The following is an 18547-nucleotide window of genomic DNA, read 5'->3' as shown; positions in this document are numbered from 1 at the left end:
ATTGATGTGACAGGGCCAGCAGGTGCCAACGCGCCCGCGTTACCCCAGTGGTTCGCGGAGCTTTTCGCCCATCGGCGCTGGATTCGCCGGGCCGGACCGTTTCCGCACGTATACGCCAGGGATGTGTTCGTGCCCGAGTTCTATCGGCGGTTGGCCGATGAACTGGTGCGGGTGCGCCGGGAACAGTCGTTCGGGCCGGTCACGGACAACTACGGCGCGATCGGGGCGCCGCTGTCCGGGATGCGGGACGGGCCGCTCGCGCTGTTCCTGTCCCGGGAGTGGCACGACCTGATCGCCCGGGTCGCCGGGGTGAGCGCGACCGGCGACGTCGAGGGCGGTATCCACAATCACCCGCCCAACAGTCCGCCCGGTGGACCACACAATGATCTCGGCCCGGCCTGGTTCCCGGGGCCGGTCCCCGGTCCCGGTGAGATCCGGACGGCGGATCCCGCGGTGGATATCAAGACCGGCGCGCGCGAGCCCGGTGTGGTGGCACGGGAGAACGTGCGCGCGGTGGCCGTGCTGTTCTATCTGGGCAATCCGGGCTGGCAGCCGGGCGACGGCGGCGAGACCGCATTGTTCGAGCATGTCGGCGCCGGGAATCCGGTTGCGTCCCTGCTGGTTCCGCCGCTGGACAATTCGCTGGTGCTGTTCGAGTGCACGCCGCGCTCGTGGCATATGTTCGCCGGAAACAATGCGGCCGCGCGCAATACCGTGATCATGTGGCTGCATCGGCCGAGGGAGTATGTGGTCCAGCGTTGGGGAGGAGATAGCATTGTCCCGTGGTGACCGCCGCGTCTGCCTATTGACCGGTGCCGGCGGCACCTTGGGCGATGCCTTCTGCCGTGGCCTGTACACGCAGTACGACATCGTCGCGGTGCACCGCAATCGCATCCCGGCCGCACCCTCGCAGCACGAATGGTTCATCGATCCGTTCGAGCCGGAAACGCCGGTGCCGGAGAATGCTTCGCGCATCTTCATGATCCGCGCCGACCTCACCGAAGCGGGCGCGGTCGAGCGAGTGGTCGAGCTGGCGCTGGCCCGGTTCGGCCGCGTGGATCTGCTGGTCAACAATGCGGGCCACAGCCGGTGGCAGCCACGCGGCATCGTCGACGGCGATGCGGCACTGGACGAGTTCGAACCGCACTTCGCGGTCAATGTCGGTGTGCCGCTGCGCTTATCGGCGCGACTGGCGCAGCGCGGCTGGCTGCACACCGCGGACGAGAACCGGGAGCACAACCGCAATATCGTCAATGTCTCCAGCATCGCGGGATCGCGGGTGTATCCCGGCGGGCAGGCGGTCTACGCCGCGTCCAAGGCCGCGCTCGACCAGTTGACCCGGCACCTCGCAGTCGAGTTCGCGGAGTTCGGGGTGCGGGCCAATGCCATCGCGCCCAACAGCTTTCCCGCGCTGGTGCCCACCGAGCAGGTGGTTCGGGCGATCGTCGAACTCGATCAGGGGAAGATGACCGGCGAGGTGTTCAGCGTCGGAGTCGATGCCGAGGACATGGCCGGTGGGCAGCACGCACTCGGTGCGCACGCCCACTGAGCCGGACTACGTCTGATCTGGTTTTGTCGCCGAACTCGTCACACCGGTGATCTGTTCGGAGAGCACCCAGAGCCGTTGCGCGAGTTCCGGATCCACCGCCCGCTTGTTGCGCGGCGGCTCCACCTTGAAGCGGTGGTAGTACTGGCCGTTGATCGCCTCCGCCGATGTCGCCAAGTGCACCAACGGATCCGCGCCCTTGTCGGGGCGGATGAAGAAGGGTCGCGACAGCGGGGAGCGGATGAACGCGCCGATGCCGAGCGGGATGTTGTCGTAGACGCGGGTGGCGACCACGCCGGGATGGAATGCGACGGTGAGCAGCCCGGTGCCCTCGGTGCGGCGGGCCAGTTCCCTGGTGAAGAGGATGTTCGCGAGCTTGGAGGTGCCGTAGACGGCCAGCTGGTTGAACGAACCCGTCGACGCGTTGACGGTATCGAGATCCAGTTTGGCCATCCGGTAGGTCGTGCTCGCGGTATTGACCACCCTGGCCTGCGACTGCACCAGCCGATCCAGCAGCAGGCTGGTCAGCAGGAACGGCGAGAGGTGGTTGACCTGGAAGGTCTGCTCGTTGCCGTCGTCGGTGACGATGCGCTTGGCCCAGGCGCCGCCCGCGTTGTTGGCCAGCACGTCGATGCGCGGATAGCGGTCGAGGAGTTGATCGGCGAGTTTGCGCACCTCGTCGAAGCGGGCGAAGTCGGCGAGGAACGCCTGCGCGCCGACCCGTTCCGCCACCTCGGCCGTGCGCTCGGGCGAGCGTCCGACCACCGCGACGGTGGCGCCGCGGGCAACCAGTTTCGCCGCCGCCTCGGCGCCGATACCGGAACTGGCTCCGGTCACCACCACCGTCTTACCCGATAGATCCTGTGCTGCCATGTGCTGCCTCCCGGCCGTCGGTAATTCCGTCCTGAACCTCTTCGTCCCTGATCCTCTTCGGCCCGGCCCCTTTCGGCAAGGCCGTCTACTAACCGGTAGGTCGGTAGACGCTGATCGGTGTGTATCGTCCCCACAGACGCGACAACTGATCTCGTCAGCACATGGGTAACTCGCCGGGTACGCCCAGAGCTCAGCCCTGCCGCAAACCGCCGGCCCGCAGCGTGCAGTTCAGCACCCACGACCGGCAAAATACCCGGAGAGGCGGAGGAGCGGAGCCATGCGAGTCGACGGGCGGGATATCCCGGTCACCGGGAGCCTGCTGCAGCCGCTGATCCGGCGGACCAGTGACATCATCCGTGTCGTCCTCGCCGCACTGTGGGTCGGCGTGGTCGTGGCCGCCTCGCTGATCACCCGGCCGGAGTGGCTCGCGCTGGAGCGGTCGGTCTCGAATATCGTCGGGTTCCTCAATCCCGACCAGTCCAATCTGGTGTACCTGGTGTACGGCATGGCGATTCTGGCGCTGCCGTTCGCGATCCTCATCGAGTTGATCATCGGCAGACAGTGGAAGCTGCTGGCGGGTTATGCCGCGGCGGGATTGGTGGCCGGTCTGCTGCTGTCGATCACCGGAACGGGATTGTCCGCGCCGCAATGGCATCTGCAGGTACCGGATCGGCTCGATACCTTCCTCTCGCAGTTCCTCGACGATCCGCGCTGGATCGCCATGCTGGCGGCGGTGCTGACCGTCTCCAGCCCGTGGCTGCCGACCCGGCCGCGCCGCTGGCTGTGGGTGCTGCTGCTGGCATTCGCGCCGATCCATCTGGTGGTCAGTACGGTGGTGCCGGCCCGGGCCATGTTCGGGCTCGCGGTGGGCTGGTTGGTCGGTGCGGTGATCGTGCTGGTGGTCGGCACACCGGCGTTGGAGGTACCGCTCGACGCGGCGGTGCGGGTACTGGCCGGACGCGGGCATACCGTCACCGGGTTCACGGTGATGCGGCCCGCCGGACGCGGACCACTGGTGCTCGCCGCCGCCATCGACGGACCCGAGCGCGAATTGATCGTCGAGATGTACGGCAAGAATCAGCGCAGCCTCGGCGCGATCCGACAACTGTGGCGCTGGCTCACCTTTCGCACCAGCGAAACCGCGGCGCTGCACGGCTCCCTGCACCGGGCCGTCGAACATCGCGCGCTGATGACGATCGCCGCAGGCGACCTCGGTCTGGCCGCCCTCAGCCAGGTCGCTGTCGCCGCGCTCGAACGTGGCTGGATGCTGTACGCGCACACCGTACCCCGGGGTAAGCCGCTCGACGAGTGGTCCAGCGATGTCCTCACCGACGTGTGGAAGTCGCTCGACGCGCTGCATTGCGGTCAGCTCTCCCACGGCGATCTGCGCCCCGCCGAGATCCGCATCGAAGACGGCACCACCCGCTTCAGCGGATTCGCCAGCGGCGAATTCGGTGCCTCCGATAAACAGCGGCAATCCGATATCGCCCAACTGCTGGTGTCGACCACCGCGGTATTCGGCAAGGAACCCGCGGTACGCGCGGCCATCGAAACCCTCGGCGATCAGACGGTATTGAACGCGGCCAGCCGATTGACCAAATCCGTCATGCCCGCCAGCATCAAGATCTCGATTCGCAACTGGGGTGCGGCGCTGTCCGAAGCGCGCGACGAGGTACGCAAGCAGACCGGTCAGGACAAGATCGAGGCCGATCAGATCACCCGGTTCAGCCGCAATCAGATCATTCAGCTGGTGCTGCTGATCGCGCTGGTCTATGTCGCGTACCCGTTCATCAGCGCCGTGCCGACGTTCTTCTCGCAGTTGAAGACCGCCAACTGGTGGTGGGCCCTGCTCGGGCTCGCGGTTTCGGGATTGACGTATGTCGGTGCGGCGGCGGCGCTTTGGGCCTGTGCCGCACGCATGGTCAGCTTCCGCAATCTGGTGATCATGCAGATCGCCAACACCTTCGCCGCGACGACGACACCGGCCCGCGTCGGTGGTCTTGCGCTGAGCGTGCGCTTCCTGCAGAAGGGCGGACTCGGCGCGGTGCGGGCCACCGCCGCGGTCACCCTGCAGCAGGCGGTGCAGGTGATCACCCACCTCAGCCTGTTGATCCTGTTCAGTGTCGCGGCGGGCACCTCGGCGAATCTGTCGCATTTCGTCCCCGACGCCACGGTGCTCTATTTGGCGGCCGGTGTCGGTGTCGGCATCATCGGGACGTTCATGTTCGTGCCGAAACTGCGCCGCTGGCTGAACAATTCGGTGCGCCCGCAGTTGCAGGAGGTGCTCGGCGAACTCGGTGATCTGGCGCGCGATCCGAAGCGCTTCCTGGTGATCGTGCTCGGTTGTGGCGCGATCACCATCGGCCAGGCGCTGGCGCTGTGGGCCAGTGTCGAGGCGTTCGGCGGCGGCGCGTCGTTCATCACCGTCACCATCGTCACGATGATCGGCGGCACCCTGGCCTCGGCCGCGCCGACCCCCGGCGGTGTCGGCGCCGTGGAGGCGGCGCTGATCGGTGGTCTGGGGGCCTTCGGGCTGCCCGCGGCCATCGCCGTGCCGTCGGTACTGCTCTACCGCGTACTCACCTGCTGGCTGCCGGTGTTCTGCGGCTGGTTCACCATGCGCTGGATGACCTCGAAGGACATGATCTAGGCATTCTTGGTCGCCACCAGTACGCCCGTCGTCGGCGCGAGCGCGGTGAAGTCGACCGTCTCGAATCCGTTTTCCCGCAACGCTTCTCGATAGCGCCGGATATCGACGGCCGCGAGCGGGTCCGCCCGATGTCCGGCGGCGTGCGCATCGTCGGTGCGATGTGCGGCGAATCGGGACATGATCCGGATCACCGCGGGCAGCACCAGCCCGGTCGGGTGGGTATCGGCGAGCAGCAGTCGGCCGCCGGGACGGAGCACGCGGAACATGTGCGCCATAGCCTCGGCGCGCTTGGCCTCCGGAATGTGATGCATGACGAAGGTGGAGGTCACCACATCGACCGACGCGTCGGGCAGATTCAGCGACTGCGCGGTGCCCACCTCGAATCGACAGTTGGACAATGCTTTCGCGCGGCCGGTCGCGTAGTCGATCATCGCCGCCGACGGGTCGATGCCGAGCACGCGACCGGACGGACCGACTTGCTGCGCGAGTGCCCGGACGAGTTGTCCTGGACCGCAACCGATATCGACGGCCTCATCGCCCGCGGCGGCACCGGTCAGCTCGACGAGGCGAGCATTCAACACGCCGACCCGGCCGAGTAGGAAGGCCGATTTCACCGCGAGATAGCCACGCGGTCTGGTGATGACGATGCCGATCTCGGAGTTCTGACCAGCATGTTCGGCAGTGGACTGTTGTTTGTTTCCGATCATGTGTACATAATCGGACTCGGAATCCGGATCAACCAGAAGCAAATCGGCGGAAACCGTTCTGTTCGGAACGGATTCGCACCATCTGTACGGAAACGTGAGGGCTTGATGACCGGCAGCACCGATCGCCGGGTTCGGCGCACCAAGAGTCTGCTCCATCGTGCCTTGATCGAGCTGATGATCGAATGCGGCTACGACCGGATCACCCTGCAGGACATCCTGAATCGCGCCGATGTCGGACGCTCCACGTTCTACGCGCATTTTCGCGATAAGGACGATCTGCTGCTGGTGAGCAGCACCGAGTACCTGCGCGCGGCGGTCGCGGATGCCGGATCGGCAGCCAATGACCCGCAGTTCCCGCAGAGTTCGACACCGCTCGCACCGTTGTACACGCTGTTCCGCCTGGCCTCGGCCAATCCCGAGGTCTACCGGGCGCTATTGGGGCGCAGGGCGACCGGTGTGTTGTTGCGCTCGGCCCGGCGCATGGTAGAAGAGATTCTCACCGAACAGCTCTCGGGTCGGCTGGATATGGACGACGACGAATTCGCGGTGACAACGACCTTCCTGTCCTGGGGCGTGGTCGGCCTGCTCGGTTCGATCGCCGACGCCGATCCACCACTGCCCGCCGCCGAGACCTACCGGCGGCTGATGGATTTGGTCGGCCCTGGACTCGAACAGCGGGTCGTGCGACCGGCCGACCCATCACATACCGAAGGCCACCTTCCCACGGGCGGAAAGGCCGCCTTCGGTTCGAACGAAATCAGTTGGCGCGCAGCGCGATAACTGGCAGCGTCCGAGCGGGGCGTCAGCGCGGACCGATCAGGTCGAGGACTTGGTCGGCGGTGCGGCAACCCGCCGTGGTCAATTCGAGATTCGCCAACGATGCGGCATGTGTTTCGGGGCTCGCCGCGGCGACACAGTCCGAGACCGGGTAGACGGTGAAGCCGAGATCGGTGGCGTGCCTGGCGGTCTGCTCGACCACCAGATTGGTCGCGACGCCCTCGCCGACGGGAATCGTGAAGCGCACGAACACCACCGGCAGCCCGCGTTCGGCCGCCGCCGCGTGCAAGCGCACCGCTCGCGGCACCACCCCGCTGGCCGCGACCGGCGCGGCCAGCATGGGCCCGAAGAAGCCTTCGGGCCGAAGCACATTCACCTGCCAGTGCAGGGCGATGACGGCGGCGCGGACACGGGGGATCGCCATAGGGCGATCTTGACGCATGCCCGCCGCCGCTGTCCACGATTTCCGAACTCAGGACGAATAGTCCTTGCGCAGCTGCACTTTCACGACCTTGCCGCTGGCATTGCGCGGCAGTTCGGCCACGATCACCAGATCCTTGGGGTGTTTGTAGCGCGCCAGGTTCTCGTTGAGGAACGGCGCGAGCTCGTCGAGGGTGAGCTCGGCGTCCGGATCGACCAGGGCGACAACGGCGACCGGGACCTCGCCCCACTTCTCGTGCGTGCGCCCGACCACGGCGGCCTCGCGGATCTTCGGATGCGCGAAGAGCACGTTCTCCACCTCGGCGCAGTAGATGTTCTCACCGCCGGAGATGATCATGTCCTTCTTGCGGTCGACCACCCAGAGGAAGCCCTCCTGGTCCGCACGGACCAGGTCGCCGGAGTGGAACCAGCCACCGGCGAAGGCATCGGCCGTCGCCTCCGGCTTGTTCCAGTAGCCCTGCATGAGGGTCGGTCCGCGGTAGACGATTTCGCCGATCTCGCCGGGCGCGACATCGTTCATCTCGTCATCGACGACGCGCGCCTGGATGGTCGGGATGGGCTTGCCGACCGAGCCGAGCTTGCCGATCGCGTCCTTGCCGTCCAGCACACAGGTGATCGGCGACATCTCGGTCTGCCCGAAGACCGCGACATTGACCGCGTCCGGGAAGCATTCGGCCATCGCCCGCAGCACGGTGTCGGAGGCGGGCGCGGCACCCCAGCTGAGCATCTTCAGCGCCAGTTTGCGCTGTTTGACCGTCGGCTCCTCGCAGATCATCTGCCACTGCGCCGGCACGCAGAAGGCGGTGGTGGCCTGTTCGCGCTCGACGGCGTCGAGGAATTCGGTGGGATCGAACGCGCCGAGCGGATGCAGCACCGTCTTGCCGCCGAGCAGGAAATACGGTGCGAGGCTGCCGAGTCCGGCGATGTGGAACAGCGGCGAGGTGCAGAAGCCGATCGCATCGGGGCCGATATCCATGGCCCGGATACCGGTCAGCGCTTGGGCATTCATATTCGCGTAGGACAGCACCGCGCCCTTCGGACTGCCGGTGGTGCCCGAGGTGTACATGATGAGGGAGGGGGTGTCCTCCGGAATGTCCAGCGGCGTATGCGATTCGCCGCCCTCGGCCAGCACCTCGTCGTAGCCGAGCACGCCGTCGGCACTCTGGCCGCCGATCACGATGCAGGTCGCGAGTTCGGGGGCTTGACCCTGCACCGCGGTGGCCAGCGGTTGCAGCATGGCGTCGGTGACGATCACCTTGGCCCCGGAATCGCTGACGATGTAGGCGACCTCGGGCGGGGTGAGCCGGAAGTTCACCGGGACCGCGATGGCGCCGAGGGCATTGATACCGAAGACGGCCTCGAGGTACTCGGGATAGTTCAGCGCCAGGATCAGCACCCGGTCGCCGAAGCCGACACCGCGGCGGGCCAGTGCGTCAGCGAACTTCAACGAGCGCTCGTGCAGCTGCCGCCAGGTGGTGTCCACGCCACGGAACCGCACGGCGATCGCATCCGGGCGCATCTGCGCGTGCGCGGCGATCTGGTTGTTCCAGTGGTTGCGCCGCGACCTGATCGGTTCGTCGAGCGCCTGTGCACCGGTGGTCATGCCACTCCTCTCGGACCGTCAACGAGGTCCGCCGGTCTGTCCGACAGCGTTTACGGGCTGAACTGAGAGCAGAATAACAACTAACTTCTTGGGTGAGCAAGAAGCCAAGATGGGAATCGCTGTTAATCGCCACAGCCTGTGGACAGTTGCATGGAAATGCCTTCTAACTGCATATTTACCGACGATCAAAGCGGCGACGATGAGCGCGCACCCGCGTATATGGCCCATGACGATGCGAATCATGGCTTACTTATGAGTTGAACAGCGGGCGATTCTCGTGTCACTATCACTGCGTAAGGGCGGACTGGCGCGCCCCGCGACGCAGAGGAGAAGCGCAATGCTGCGTACCAGGTTCACCGAGACGTTCGGCGTCGAAGTTCCGATCGTGCAGGGCGGCATGATGCATGTCGGCCGGGCCGGACTCGTCGCCGCCGTCGCCAACGCGGGCGGCCTCGGCTTCATCACCGCGCTGACCCAGCCGACCCCCGACGACCTGCGCGCGGAGATCGCGCGCACCAGGGAGTTGACCGATAAGCCGTTCGGTGTCAACGTCACCATCCTGCCGTCGATCAACCCGCCGCCGTACACCGAGTACGTGCGGGCGATCATCGACAGCGGCATCAAGATTGTCGAAACCGCGGGCAGCAATCCGGAGCCCTTCCTGCCGTACTACCGGGAGGCCGGAATCAAGGTGCTGCACAAGTGCACCAGCGTGCGGCACGCGTTGAAGGCGCAGAAGATCGGCGTCGACGGTGTCAGCATCGATGGCTTCGAATGCGCGGGCCATCCGGGCGAGGACGACATTCCGGGCCTGATCCTGATTCCGGCCGCCGCACGGGTGCTCGACATTCCGATGATCGCCTCCGGTGGCATCGCCGACGCCCGCGGTCTGGTGGCCGCGCTCGCCCTCGGCGCCGATGGCGTCAATATGGGCACCCGTTTCCTGTGCACCCAGGAGTCGGCGATCGATCAGAAGGTCAAGGAACAGATCGTCGCCAACTCCGAGCTCGATACGCAGCTGATCTTCCGGACCATGCGCAATACCGCGCGCGTCGCGGACAACGAGATCAGCCGCAAGGTCGTCGAGATCGAAAAGGCCGGTGGCACTTTCGATGATGTCCGCGATCTGGTCGCGGGCGCCCGCGGCCGCCGGGTATTCGACGAGGGCGACCTCGACGCCGGCATCTGGTCCGCCGGCTTGTCCCAGGGCCTGATCCACGACATCCCGTCCTGCGCCGAACTCATCGCCCGGATGGTCGCCGAGGCCGAAGAGCTGATCACTGCTCGCCTCGCCGACGCCGTAGTCGTCGCCTAGAGGCGGCAGCAAATCGTCGCAGTCTGTCGCGGGTGACCGCGGCCGACCGCTTGTCTCCGAGCTCGGTTCGGTCCGGCCGCAGGCACCCGGCAGTGTGCGTAACGCAGGGCTCCCGGCAGTGTGCGTAACGCAGGGCTCCCGGCAGTGTGCGTAACGCAGGGCTCCCGGCAGTGTGCGCAACGCAGGGCTCCCGGCCGGACAACATCGGATCGCGCACCACCGCTCAGGGAAGTGCTCGCCCCCTCTCGCGCCTAGGCGGCACCGATCAATCTGCGGGCGAGCTCGCTCCCGCTGGCGCGGTCGAATCCGCGAAACTATCTCGCGGCCAGCGCCTCGACCGCCGCGTAGTCGTGGGCCGCGACGATCTCGATGCCGGCGGGCAGGGCATGCAACCGGTGGATGGTGGCGAATGCGGCATCGCGATCGGCATCGAACAGCTGCCCCGGCATCGGTGCCTTCTCACGGATCAACTGCACCTGCAGCTTGTGCCACACCGCGTCGCCCGCGAGCAGCACACGCGTCCCGTCGTCCACCGCGAGCAGCACGCCGATACTGCCCGGCGTATGTCCGGCGAGATCGACCAGCAGTACCGAACCGTCGCCGAACAGGTCCAGGCTGCGCGGGAAGGTCAGGACCGGTGGGCCGTCGAGTTCGAACGTGTCGAAGGTGCGCCCGCGCAGGGGACCCCGGGCCACGCCGACCGGCGCATGCGGACCGTCCAGCGCCCAGGCGCGTTCGGCCGCGGGCAGTCGTACGGTCACCGCATCGGGTAATTCCAGTAGACCGGAGACGTGGTCCCAGTGCAGGTGGGTCGGCAGCACGAAATCGATGGTGTCGACGGCGATATCGCGGGCGGCGAGCGCGTCCGCGAGCCCGAGCACCGGCTTATCGGGCGCGACCAGCGCCGGGACCGGGAACGGCAGCTCCGGCAGCACCCGATCGTGCACACCCGCGCACAGTGCGGGATCGACCAGGAAGCGCGCCTTCGGATGCTCGATCAGGTACGCCGACATGGTCATCGGCAATTCGCGCAGGCTGCGCACACCTTCGGCGACGATGGCGGCCGGGACGGCCATGCGGCCCTGCATGAGCACGGTGAGCCCGACCGTCGCCTTGGCCTGCGGCAGCGGCACCGGGTCCAGCCCGGCCAGCAGTTCGGCGTCGGGGCGACGTGGGCGCAGCAACCGGCCCGGTGTGGCCGCCAGTGCCGCACAGCAGCGCAGCACGGTGGGCAGGGTCGGTGTGCGCTCGCCGCGAGCGTCGGGTGTGGGTTCCGGCACGGTGTCACCGTAGGCGATCGGGGCGGCCAGGGGGCGAAAGAGCCGGACAACCAGCGCGATTCCGGACAAATGAGGACAATCGCTCCGCACCTGGTGCCCCTTGTCCGGCCCGATATCTACGGCATAATCGGCAGGGGTACCGGCGCGGGGGCAGCAGCCTTCGGGGCGACTGCGAGGGAGGTCGGATGGAATTCGGCTCGGGTGGTTCGCAACGCGCGGCACTGTTGACTGCGGCCGTCACAGCCGTCGCCGACCTACTGGATGTCGATGCCGCCGCGGTGTGCACCAGCGCACCGTTCAGCGATCTCGGCCTCGGCTCGCTCCAATTGGCCCGGCTGACGGCGCGGCTGGAAGATGCCATGGGAGTCGAGGTTTCGCTCACCACCCTCTACGACCATCCGGACATCGAGCAGCTTGTCGAGTATCTCGCGATGCGATGACCACCGCCGACGCCGCTAGCGATTGCTCGCAGATCGCTCGAAACCACACCGCTAGCGATTGCTCGCAGGTCGCTCGAAACAACACCGACTCCGTCCGCCCGTATCCGCCGGTATCGATCATCGGTATCGGCTGCCGGGTACCCGGTGCGACGGGCGTGCCCGAATTCTGGCGGATGCTGCTGGACGGCCGCGACGCGACCGGTGCGCCGCCGCCGGGACGCCTCGGTGCGCGACACGGCGGGTACCTCGCCGACGTCGACGCCTTCGATAACGACTGGTTCGCCATCTCGGGCCGCGAGGCCGCGCTCATGGATCCGCAGCAGCGGCTCGCGCTCGAGGTCGCGGTCGAGGCGCTCGACGATGCCGGAATCGGCCACCGCACCAGGGGTTCCGGTGCCGCGGTGGTATTCGGGGCGAGCACCTACGATCACGGCATCACGGTGCTGGGCGGTGGCGGGCACGACGCGCCGTACGCGGTCACCGGATCCGCACTCAGCATCATCGCGAACCGGCTGTCCTACGTCCTCGACCTGCACGGACCGAGCTTGGTGGTGGACAGCGCCTGCTCGTCCTCGCTGGCGGCGGTCGATCTCGCACTGCGCCTGCTGGCCGATGACGCGGTGCCCTTCGCGATCGTCGGCGGGGTGAATCTCACGCTGCTGCCACATATCGCGGACTACCTGGCCGAGGGCGGATTCCTCGCACCCGACGGGCGCTGTAAGCCATTCGACGCCGAGGCGGACGGCTATACCCGCAGTGACGGGTGCACCGTGGTGGTACTGCAGCGCACCGCCGACGCGCAGCGGGACGGGAGCCGGGTCTATGCCGAAATCCTCGGCACAGCAGTCGGTTCGGACGGACGCTCCAATGGTCTGTACGCACCGAACGGCCGGGCCCAGCAGGACGCCATTCGCACCGCGTGGACCCGGGCCGAACGCGATCCGCGCAGTGCCGGGTACATCGAATGTCACGGCACTGGAACGCCATTGGGCGATGCGGTGGAGGTCGGCGCACTCGCCGCGGTGCTCGGCGACGGTGTCGAGCCGACCTGGATCGGTTCGGTTAAATCCAATCTCGGCCATCTGGAGGCGGCCGCGGGCATCACCGGCTTGGTCAAGGCGGCGCTGTCCATCCGGCACGGTGTGATCGCTGCGACCATCAACTTCCACATCGAGAATCCGCTGCTGCGACTCGCCGAACACGGACTGCGGGTGCCGACCGAGCCGGTCGACTGGACCGGGACGCCGGTGGGCGCGCGTCTTGCCGGGGTCAGCTCGTTCGGGTTCGGCGGGACGAACGCGCATGTGGTGCTGGGCGGTATCGCGCCACCGCGATGGCAGCGGGGTTTCGCACCGCCCGTGGTGATTCCGGTGACCGGGCGCGATATCGCAGAGGTGCGGGCGCGGGCGCGACGGTGGGCCGAGGAACTCGACAGCGCGAGCTCAGTCCGCCTGACGACAGTCGATCCGCACACCGCGGCCAACGGGTCGTCTTCGCAGGCCGAGACGAACGACCGCGAGCAGCTGCGCCAATTCGCCAGTGCGATAGCGCGATTGATACCCGAAAATGCCCGCGCGGCCGTGCTCGTGCACGACCGGGGCGACGCGGTGGAACGGTTGCGGGCGCTCGCGGACGGGGTTTCCGGTGCCGGCGTGATCGGCGCGAGTTCGGTGCGGCGGCGGGGCGGGATGCTATTCCTGTTCTCTGGGCAGGGCGGTCAGCATCCCAAGATGGGACGGGCGCTGGCGGCGCGCTATCCGGTATTCGCCAACGCGGTGACCGCCGCCACCGACGCACTCGTCGCGGCGGGCGGGACGCGGGTGTGGACGCCGCGCAATGGATTCGCGCTCGGCGGTTCGGCCGCGGGCAATGGCACCAGCACTACCGAACTCGTACAACCGGCGATCTTCGCATTCCAGGTGGCGCTGGCCGAATTGCTCGGCTCGTGGGGCGTCGCACCGGATGCGGTGGCGGGGCACAGCCTCGGCGAGGTCGCCGCCGCGGCGGTGAGTGGTGCGTTATCGCTATCGGATGCGGCCCGAGTCGCGGTGCGGCGCAGCCGGATACTGGCGCAACTGGATGGACGCGGCGCGATGGCGGTGCTGGAGGCAGCACCGGACGAGGCGGCACGGCTGGTCGAACCACTGCACGCGGCGGTGGGGATCGCGGCGATCAACGGCCCGCGTTCGGTGGTGATCTCCGGCGCGGCGCGCTATATCGATGCGCTCATCCGACGGGCCAAGCGCCGGCAGATATTCGCGCAGCGGATCGCGGTGGATTTCGCCGCGCACAGTCCGCAGGTGCGCGAGCTGCTGCCGGAATTCGTCGACACACTCGACGATCTCACCGCGCGAGTGCCACGCGTTCCGGTCTATTCGACGGCGCGGCGCGGCGAAACCATCACCACGGCCGCGATGGACGCCGGCTACTGGGCCGAAAATGCCTCGGGAACTGTGGAACTGGCGGCCGCGCTCGAACGAGCCGCTGGCGACGGGTTCTCGTCGGTGCTGGAGATCGCGCCGCATCCGGTGCTGATACCCGCGGTTCGGGAGTATCCCGATTTCGCCGACGCGGCCCACGCGGTGACCAGCCGCGACGACGAGGCCGGTGCATTTTCGACGTGTCTGGGCAGGCTGTACGTCGAAGGGCGTGTGGTGAATTGGGCCGAGAGTGGCCCGTTCGCCGCACCGCCGCCGCGCGAGTGGTCTCGACGCCGATTCCCGCTGGTCACCTCGCCCGATTCCGGATCCGTGCCCGTCGACCATCGCCCGACCGCTGCCGGTGTCATCGGCACCGAATCCGACCTCCCCGCGGATGATCTCGCCGATCACGTAGTGCAGGGCGAGCCGATCGTCCCGGCAGTCTTCTGGTTGCGCAGGTTGCTCGGTCTGGCCGAGCACACGTCGGCCACCATGATCACCGACTTCGTGGTGCACAAGCGGACCGATCTGCCGGCGCTGTCGGCCGTCACCTACCGGAATATCGGTGGTGGAAAGCTGCAGGCGGAGGTCACAGGCGCCGGTACGCTGGCTTCGGCACGGCTGGCCGGTGACCCCACACCCGCGGATATCGTCGCATGGATGCGGGTGGTCGATGCAAATCGGGCCGCTCGCAGGCGGATGCGGACGATCGCGACCGGCGATTTCTACGCCTCGTTGCGCGCGCGGCACCTCGAGTACGGACCCGACTTCCGCGTGCTGCGCGGTATCGAGGCCGGGTCCGATTGTGCGGTGGGTTCGTTCGATTCCGCCTCACCGCAGCGCTCGGCGACCCTCGACGGTTGCCTGCACCTGCTCGCCGCCGCGAACTACGACCATCTGCCCGCCGATGCGGTCCCGCTGCCGATCGGCATCGAATCCGCCTGGCTATCGGCCGAATCGGAGCCGGTCCTGCTGGAAGCCCATGCGTTCGTGCGCGATCGATCCGTCAGCGGGCTGACCGGTGACATCATCGGCACTGATCAGCACGGCGTTCCGGTGCTCGCACTGACCGGTGTGCAGATCCGTTTCACCACATCGCGAGCATGCCCCGAAGCCGCGGTGCCGGTCGGCCCGTTCCGCCACGAAATGTGGGTACCGCTCCAGCACCGAACCGGTCGCGACGGTGCGCACACCGCGGATCCACAGCGCGCCCTGGTCATCGGGGAATCCCAACTCGCCGTCCGGCTGGCCAGGGAACTGGACCGCACCCTGCCCACCGAACGGGTCGCCCGCGAACCGGACGCCGCCGGTCCGATCGTCGCCGCCGTCCTCGCCGCACGTTCCGGACGCACCGCTATCGTCGTGGTCTGGCCCACCGAATCCGCGTCCGGCGGTGAGATCGGGACCGACAGCATCGCCGCCACCGGACGAGTGCTCGATCTGATCCAACGTGTCCAATCCGAAGACGCCACCGCCTCTTTGACGATCGTCCTCCCCGATTACCCGCCCGACCATCGGCATTCCGGCACGACGACTCAACCGCCACCGGCCGCCGTGACCGTGCCGATGGCCGTCGCCGGATTGGTCCGATCGCTCCAGCTCGAGTCGGGCCGCGATATACGGCTGATATGGACCGACGGGGCGGAGACCGCCGTACCGCGACTTCGTGAACTCATCGTCGAGCCATCCGTCCACGCGCTCCCCGAGGAACTCCGTATCCGCGCCGATATCGTCGCCGCTCGCCGTTTCGTCCCCGTCCGACCGCGCATCACGCCGACCGTCATCGACCCCAACGGCACCTACGTGGTCACCGGCGGGTTGGGTGCGCTCGGATCGGTCGCGGTGCGGTGGCTGCTCGATGCCGGTGCCCGGGATGTGGTGGTGCTGACCCGCGCGCCCCGGCCGGTGCCCGCGCTCCTGGATGGACTGGAGGATCGGATCGTCGTGGTGCGCTGCGATGCCGCCGATCGTAACGATCTCGCCAATGCGCTCAACGATATTCGGGAATGCGGCTCCACCATCCGCGGTGTCGTGCACGCCGCCGGGGCACTCGAGGATGCGGCCTTCGACGCCATCACCGCCCGGCAACTCACGCGCATGTTCGCACCGAAACTGATCGCCGCGGGCAATGTCATCGAACTCACCGCCGCCGATCCGACCGACTTCGCACTGCTGTTCTCCTCGGCCACCGGCGCGCTCGGCGCACCCGGTCAGGCCGCCTACGCCAGTGCCAATGCCGCCATGGACGCCCTCGCCCACGCACACCCGGGTCGACGCGTGCTGAGTATCGGCTGGGGCGTCTGGGATTCGGGGCTCGCCGACGGCGCGGGTGGCGCGGTCCATTTACGGCGCGCCGGAATCGCCGCCTTCGATGCCTCGCGCGGCACCGAATTGCTCGCCCAGACCATGCGTTACGACGAGCGCTATCTGCTCGCACTGGACTACACGCCGACTGCGAACCCAACTCCGGTCGCCATCCGGCTGCGCACCCTGCTCACCACCGACGACCCCGCGAAAACAGCTTCCGCACCGCCGAGTCCGGCCGTACCGCGGCATCATCGGGCCGAACCGCTCACCACGACAATCCGCGCCGTCCTCGCCGCCACCCTCGACCTCAGCTCCGAGCATCTCGACCCGGAGGCCGATTTCAACGATCTGGGCCTGAGCTCGCTGCTCGGAATAGAGATGCGCCGACATCTCGAATCCCGGCTCAATATCCGGATCTCGACCGCCGAGCTGTTCGAACACCCGACCATCACCGCACTCGGTGCGGCCTTGGCCGATCGAGTCGCCGCGAAATCCGATGAGGCGCTGTGACTTCGCCCAACACGCCGCATCGCAATGTCCTGGCCGCCCGGGTCGCCGAGTGGGCCAGAACGCAGCCCGATAGCGCTGCCTACACCGAATTGCGTTATCGCGGAACGGACTGCGAGCCGGTCACGCTGACCTATGCACAACTGCACTGCGCGGCAGGCGCACTCGCCCGACGACTCAGGGCGACAAGTGATCCCGGCGACCGGGTGGCGATTCTGTGCGCACATGGAATCGACTACGTGGTCGCCTTTCTCGCCTGTCTCTACAGCAATCGCATCGCGGTACCGCTCTTTCCGCCGACCGGCGGTCGAAACCGATCCCGACTCGACGGCGTACTCGCCGATGCCCAACCGGCACTGAGCCTGGTCTCGGCAACCGACACCACAACCGGCGCCCTCTTCGGTGCGGCGCTCGGCCGGGTACTGGAACTCTTGCCGGATGCCACGGCACCGGACCCCGCCATCGATGACGTCCGAATGGATCCGGCCTACCTGCAATACACCTCCGGATCGACCAAGACTCCGGCCGGAGTCGAGGTGACCCACGCGAATCTCGCTGCGGCACTGGATCAGTTGTGGCACGCGGTACCCGCGGCGCGCACGAAACCGATGGTGTCGTGGCTGCCGTTCTTCCACGATATGGGTCTGGTCCTGGCCCTTTCATTGCCGCTCTACTCGGGCGTGCACGGCGTGACAATGGCCCCGGCGGATTTCGTGAAACGCCCGATCCGCTGGCTGCGCGCCCTCAGCGACTACCGTGCCGGCACCACCGGCGGCCCGAATTTCGGCTTGGCCCTTGCGCTCTCGGCGACCACCCGCGAGGAACGCGAAGGTCTGGACCTGTCCGATCTCGACACACTGTTGAACGGGGCCGAACCGATCCGCGCCGATGTGCTGACCGACTTCACCGAAATCTTTACCGCCCACGGATTCCGGCACCACGCACACACGCCGGGATTCGGACTGGCCGAGGCGACCCTGCCGGTCACCATCTGCGGTGAGCTGGACGAACCCGTCGCGCATCGATTCGATCGTGCCGCCCTGGCACGAGGCCGGGCGCAGACCGCGCAGGAAGGCGTTCCCCTCGTCGGCTGTGGCATGCCCGCAGGTCAGCTAGTCGCTGTAGTGGATCCGACCGAGCGGATCGAGATCGCCGAGGGCACCGTCGGCGAGATCTGGGTCAGCGGGCCCAATGTCTGCTCCGGGTACTACAACGATCCGGTCGCCACCGCGGTGAGTTTCCGGGCCACCCTGTCCGGCAGCAACGAATCCTGGCTGCGCACTGGCGATCTCGGCTTCTGGTACGAGGGTCAGCTCTATATCGCGGGCCGGCTCAAGGACCTCATCATCATCGACGGCCGCAACCACTATCCGGCCGATATCGAGACCACGGTGGCGGACTGTGCGCCCGAGGTGCGCGCCGGGCATGTGACCGCGTTCGGGCACGATGACGGTCACCGCGAGGATCTGGTGGTGGTCGCCGAACTCGCCGACGCCCAGACCGCCGAGGTACCGGAAGTGGCCCGCCGGATACGCAACGCCATAGCGGCCACGCACGAGGTCACACCGGGAGCCGTCGTCCTGGTCGAACCGGGCCGAATCCCGAAGACCTCCAGCGGCAAGCTGCGCCGCGGCGAATGCCGGGCACTCTATGGCGCGGGGCGCCTGACCTAGCAGCCCGC

Annotated in this window: 13 protein-coding genes; 8 read left to right on the top strand and 5 right to left on the bottom strand. The window is 67.4% G+C overall.

Annotated elements, in window-relative coordinates; all coding sequences use genetic code 11:
* The first annotated feature begins 6 nt into the window (after window positions 1-6).
* Together OG874_RS36565 and OG874_RS36560 are read left to right on the top strand one after the other, a co-directional pair.
* A complete protein-coding gene (locus OG874_RS36565; RefSeq protein ID WP_330251607.1) occupies window positions 7-789 on the top strand; it encodes a 2OG-Fe(II) oxygenase family protein in 783 nt (260 codons plus the stop codon).
* The gene (locus OG874_RS36560; RefSeq protein ID WP_330251606.1) at window positions 776-1549 is read left to right on the top strand and encodes an SDR family NAD(P)-dependent oxidoreductase; all 774 of its coding nucleotides are present in this window, start codon (window positions 776-778) and stop codon (window positions 1547-1549) included. Before OG874_RS36565 ends, OG874_RS36560 begins: the two co-directional genes overlap by 14 nt.
* Window positions 1550-1555: 6 nt before the next feature.
* On the opposite strand, the gene OG874_RS36555 is transcribed toward OG874_RS36560, so the two are convergent.
* Window positions 1556-2419 (bottom strand): SDR family NAD(P)-dependent oxidoreductase, encoded by an 864-nt coding sequence (locus OG874_RS36555; RefSeq protein ID WP_330251605.1) that lies wholly within the window; start codon window positions 2417-2419, stop codon window positions 1556-1558.
* Window positions 2420-2696: 277 nt separating this feature from the next.
* On the opposite strand from OG874_RS36555, the gene OG874_RS36550 reads away from it, so the two are divergent.
* Window positions 2697-5069, top strand: coding sequence for a lysylphosphatidylglycerol synthase transmembrane domain-containing protein (locus tag OG874_RS36550; RefSeq protein WP_330251604.1), 2373 nt, complete (start codon window positions 2697-2699; stop codon window positions 5067-5069).
* Here OG874_RS36550 and OG874_RS36545 read toward each other — a convergent pair.
* Entirely contained in the window at window positions 5066-5776 is a 711-nt protein-coding gene (locus OG874_RS36545; protein ID WP_330251603.1) for a methyltransferase domain-containing protein, read from the bottom strand. The genes OG874_RS36550 and OG874_RS36545 overlap by 4 nt on opposite strands.
* Before the next feature lie 105 nt (window positions 5777-5881).
* Here OG874_RS36545 and OG874_RS36540 point away from each other — a divergent pair, with 105 nt between their 5' ends.
* Window positions 5882-6556: a TetR/AcrR family transcriptional regulator gene (locus tag OG874_RS36540; RefSeq protein ID WP_330251602.1), complete on the top strand. Its 675-nt coding sequence runs from the start codon at window positions 5882-5884 to the stop codon at window positions 6554-6556.
* 22 nt (window positions 6557-6578) lie between these two features.
* Here the strand turns inward: OG874_RS36540 and OG874_RS36535 are convergent, their stop codons facing one another.
* Both OG874_RS36535 and fadD5 read right to left on the bottom strand, forming a co-directional pair.
* Entirely contained in the window at window positions 6579-6977 is a 399-nt protein-coding gene (locus tag OG874_RS36535) for an isochorismatase family protein (protein ID WP_330251601.1), read from the bottom strand.
* 48 nt (window positions 6978-7025) lie between these two features.
* On the bottom strand, window positions 7026-8597 hold the full coding sequence (fadD5, locus tag OG874_RS36530; protein ID WP_330251600.1) for a fatty-acid--CoA ligase FadD5: 1572 nt from the start codon (window positions 8595-8597) through the stop codon (window positions 7026-7028).
* A gap of 337 nt (window positions 8598-8934) precedes the next feature.
* Between fadD5 and OG874_RS36525 the strand changes: the two genes are divergently transcribed.
* On the top strand, window positions 8935-9912 hold the full coding sequence (locus OG874_RS36525; protein WP_330251599.1) for an NAD(P)H-dependent flavin oxidoreductase: 978 nt from the start codon (window positions 8935-8937) through the stop codon (window positions 9910-9912).
* Window positions 9913-10226: 314 nt separating this feature from the next.
* On the opposite strand, the gene OG874_RS36520 is transcribed toward OG874_RS36525, so the two are convergent.
* Window positions 10227-11261, bottom strand: coding sequence for an MBL fold metallo-hydrolase (locus OG874_RS36520; protein WP_330251598.1), 1035 nt, complete (start codon window positions 11259-11261; stop codon window positions 10227-10229).
* A gap of 116 nt (window positions 11262-11377) precedes the next feature.
* Between OG874_RS36520 and OG874_RS36515 the strand changes: the two genes are divergently transcribed.
* Genes OG874_RS36515 through OG874_RS36505 form a run of 3 tightly spaced genes read left to right on the top strand, consistent with a single transcriptional unit; the run spans window position 11378 to window position 18539 of the window.
* Window positions 11378-11632: an acyl carrier protein gene (locus OG874_RS36515; RefSeq protein ID WP_330251597.1), complete on the top strand. Its 255-nt coding sequence runs from the start codon at window positions 11378-11380 to the stop codon at window positions 11630-11632.
* Window positions 11629-16869, top strand: coding sequence for an SDR family NAD(P)-dependent oxidoreductase (locus tag OG874_RS36510; protein WP_330251596.1), 5241 nt, complete (start codon window positions 11629-11631; stop codon window positions 16867-16869). The genes OG874_RS36515 and OG874_RS36510 overlap by 4 nt, the downstream gene beginning before the upstream one ends.
* Complete coding sequence (locus OG874_RS36505; RefSeq protein ID WP_330251595.1) at window positions 16866-18539, top strand: fatty acyl-AMP ligase; 1674 nt, start codon at window positions 16866-16868, stop codon at window positions 18537-18539. Before OG874_RS36510 ends, OG874_RS36505 begins: the two co-directional genes overlap by 4 nt.
* The last annotated feature ends 8 nt before the right edge of the window (window positions 18540-18547 follow it).

The organism is Nocardia sp. NBC_00565 (genome assembly GCF_036345915.1).
GTDB lineage: Bacteria > Actinomycetota > Actinomycetes > Mycobacteriales > Mycobacteriaceae > Nocardia.
The sequence above is the reverse complement of the archived record's forward strand: the minus strand, read 5'-3'. Positions and strand labels throughout refer to the sequence as shown.

What these genes read in the sequence shown, in the direction of transcription:
- OG874_RS36515 (WP_330251597.1), top strand. Translation starts at nt 11,378, where the DNA reads ATGGAATTCGGCTCGGGTGGTTCGCAACGCGCGGCACTGTTGACTGCG.
- OG874_RS36540 (WP_330251602.1), top strand. Translation starts at nt 5,882, where the DNA reads ATGACCGGCAGCACCGATCGCCGGGTTCGGCGCACCAAGAGTCTGCTC.
- OG874_RS36545 (WP_330251603.1), bottom strand. Translation starts at nt 5,776, where the DNA reads ATGATCGGAAACAAACAACAGTCCACTGCCGAACATGCTGGTCAGAAC.
- OG874_RS36555 (WP_330251605.1), bottom strand. Translation starts at nt 2,419, where the DNA reads ATGGCAGCACAGGATCTATCGGGTAAGACGGTGGTGGTGACCGGAGCC.
- fadD5 (WP_330251600.1), bottom strand. Translation starts at nt 8,597, where the DNA reads ATGACCACCGGTGCACAGGCGCTCGACGAACCGATCAGGTCGCGGCGC.
- OG874_RS36550 (WP_330251604.1), top strand. Translation starts at nt 2,697, where the DNA reads ATGCGAGTCGACGGGCGGGATATCCCGGTCACCGGGAGCCTGCTGCAG.
- OG874_RS36535 (WP_330251601.1), bottom strand. Translation starts at nt 6,977, where the DNA reads ATGGCGATCCCCCGTGTCCGCGCCGCCGTCATCGCCCTGCACTGGCAG.
- OG874_RS36510 (WP_330251596.1), top strand. Translation starts at nt 11,629, where the DNA reads ATGACCACCGCCGACGCCGCTAGCGATTGCTCGCAGATCGCTCGAAAC.
- OG874_RS36525 (WP_330251599.1), top strand. Translation starts at nt 8,935, where the DNA reads ATGCTGCGTACCAGGTTCACCGAGACGTTCGGCGTCGAAGTTCCGATC.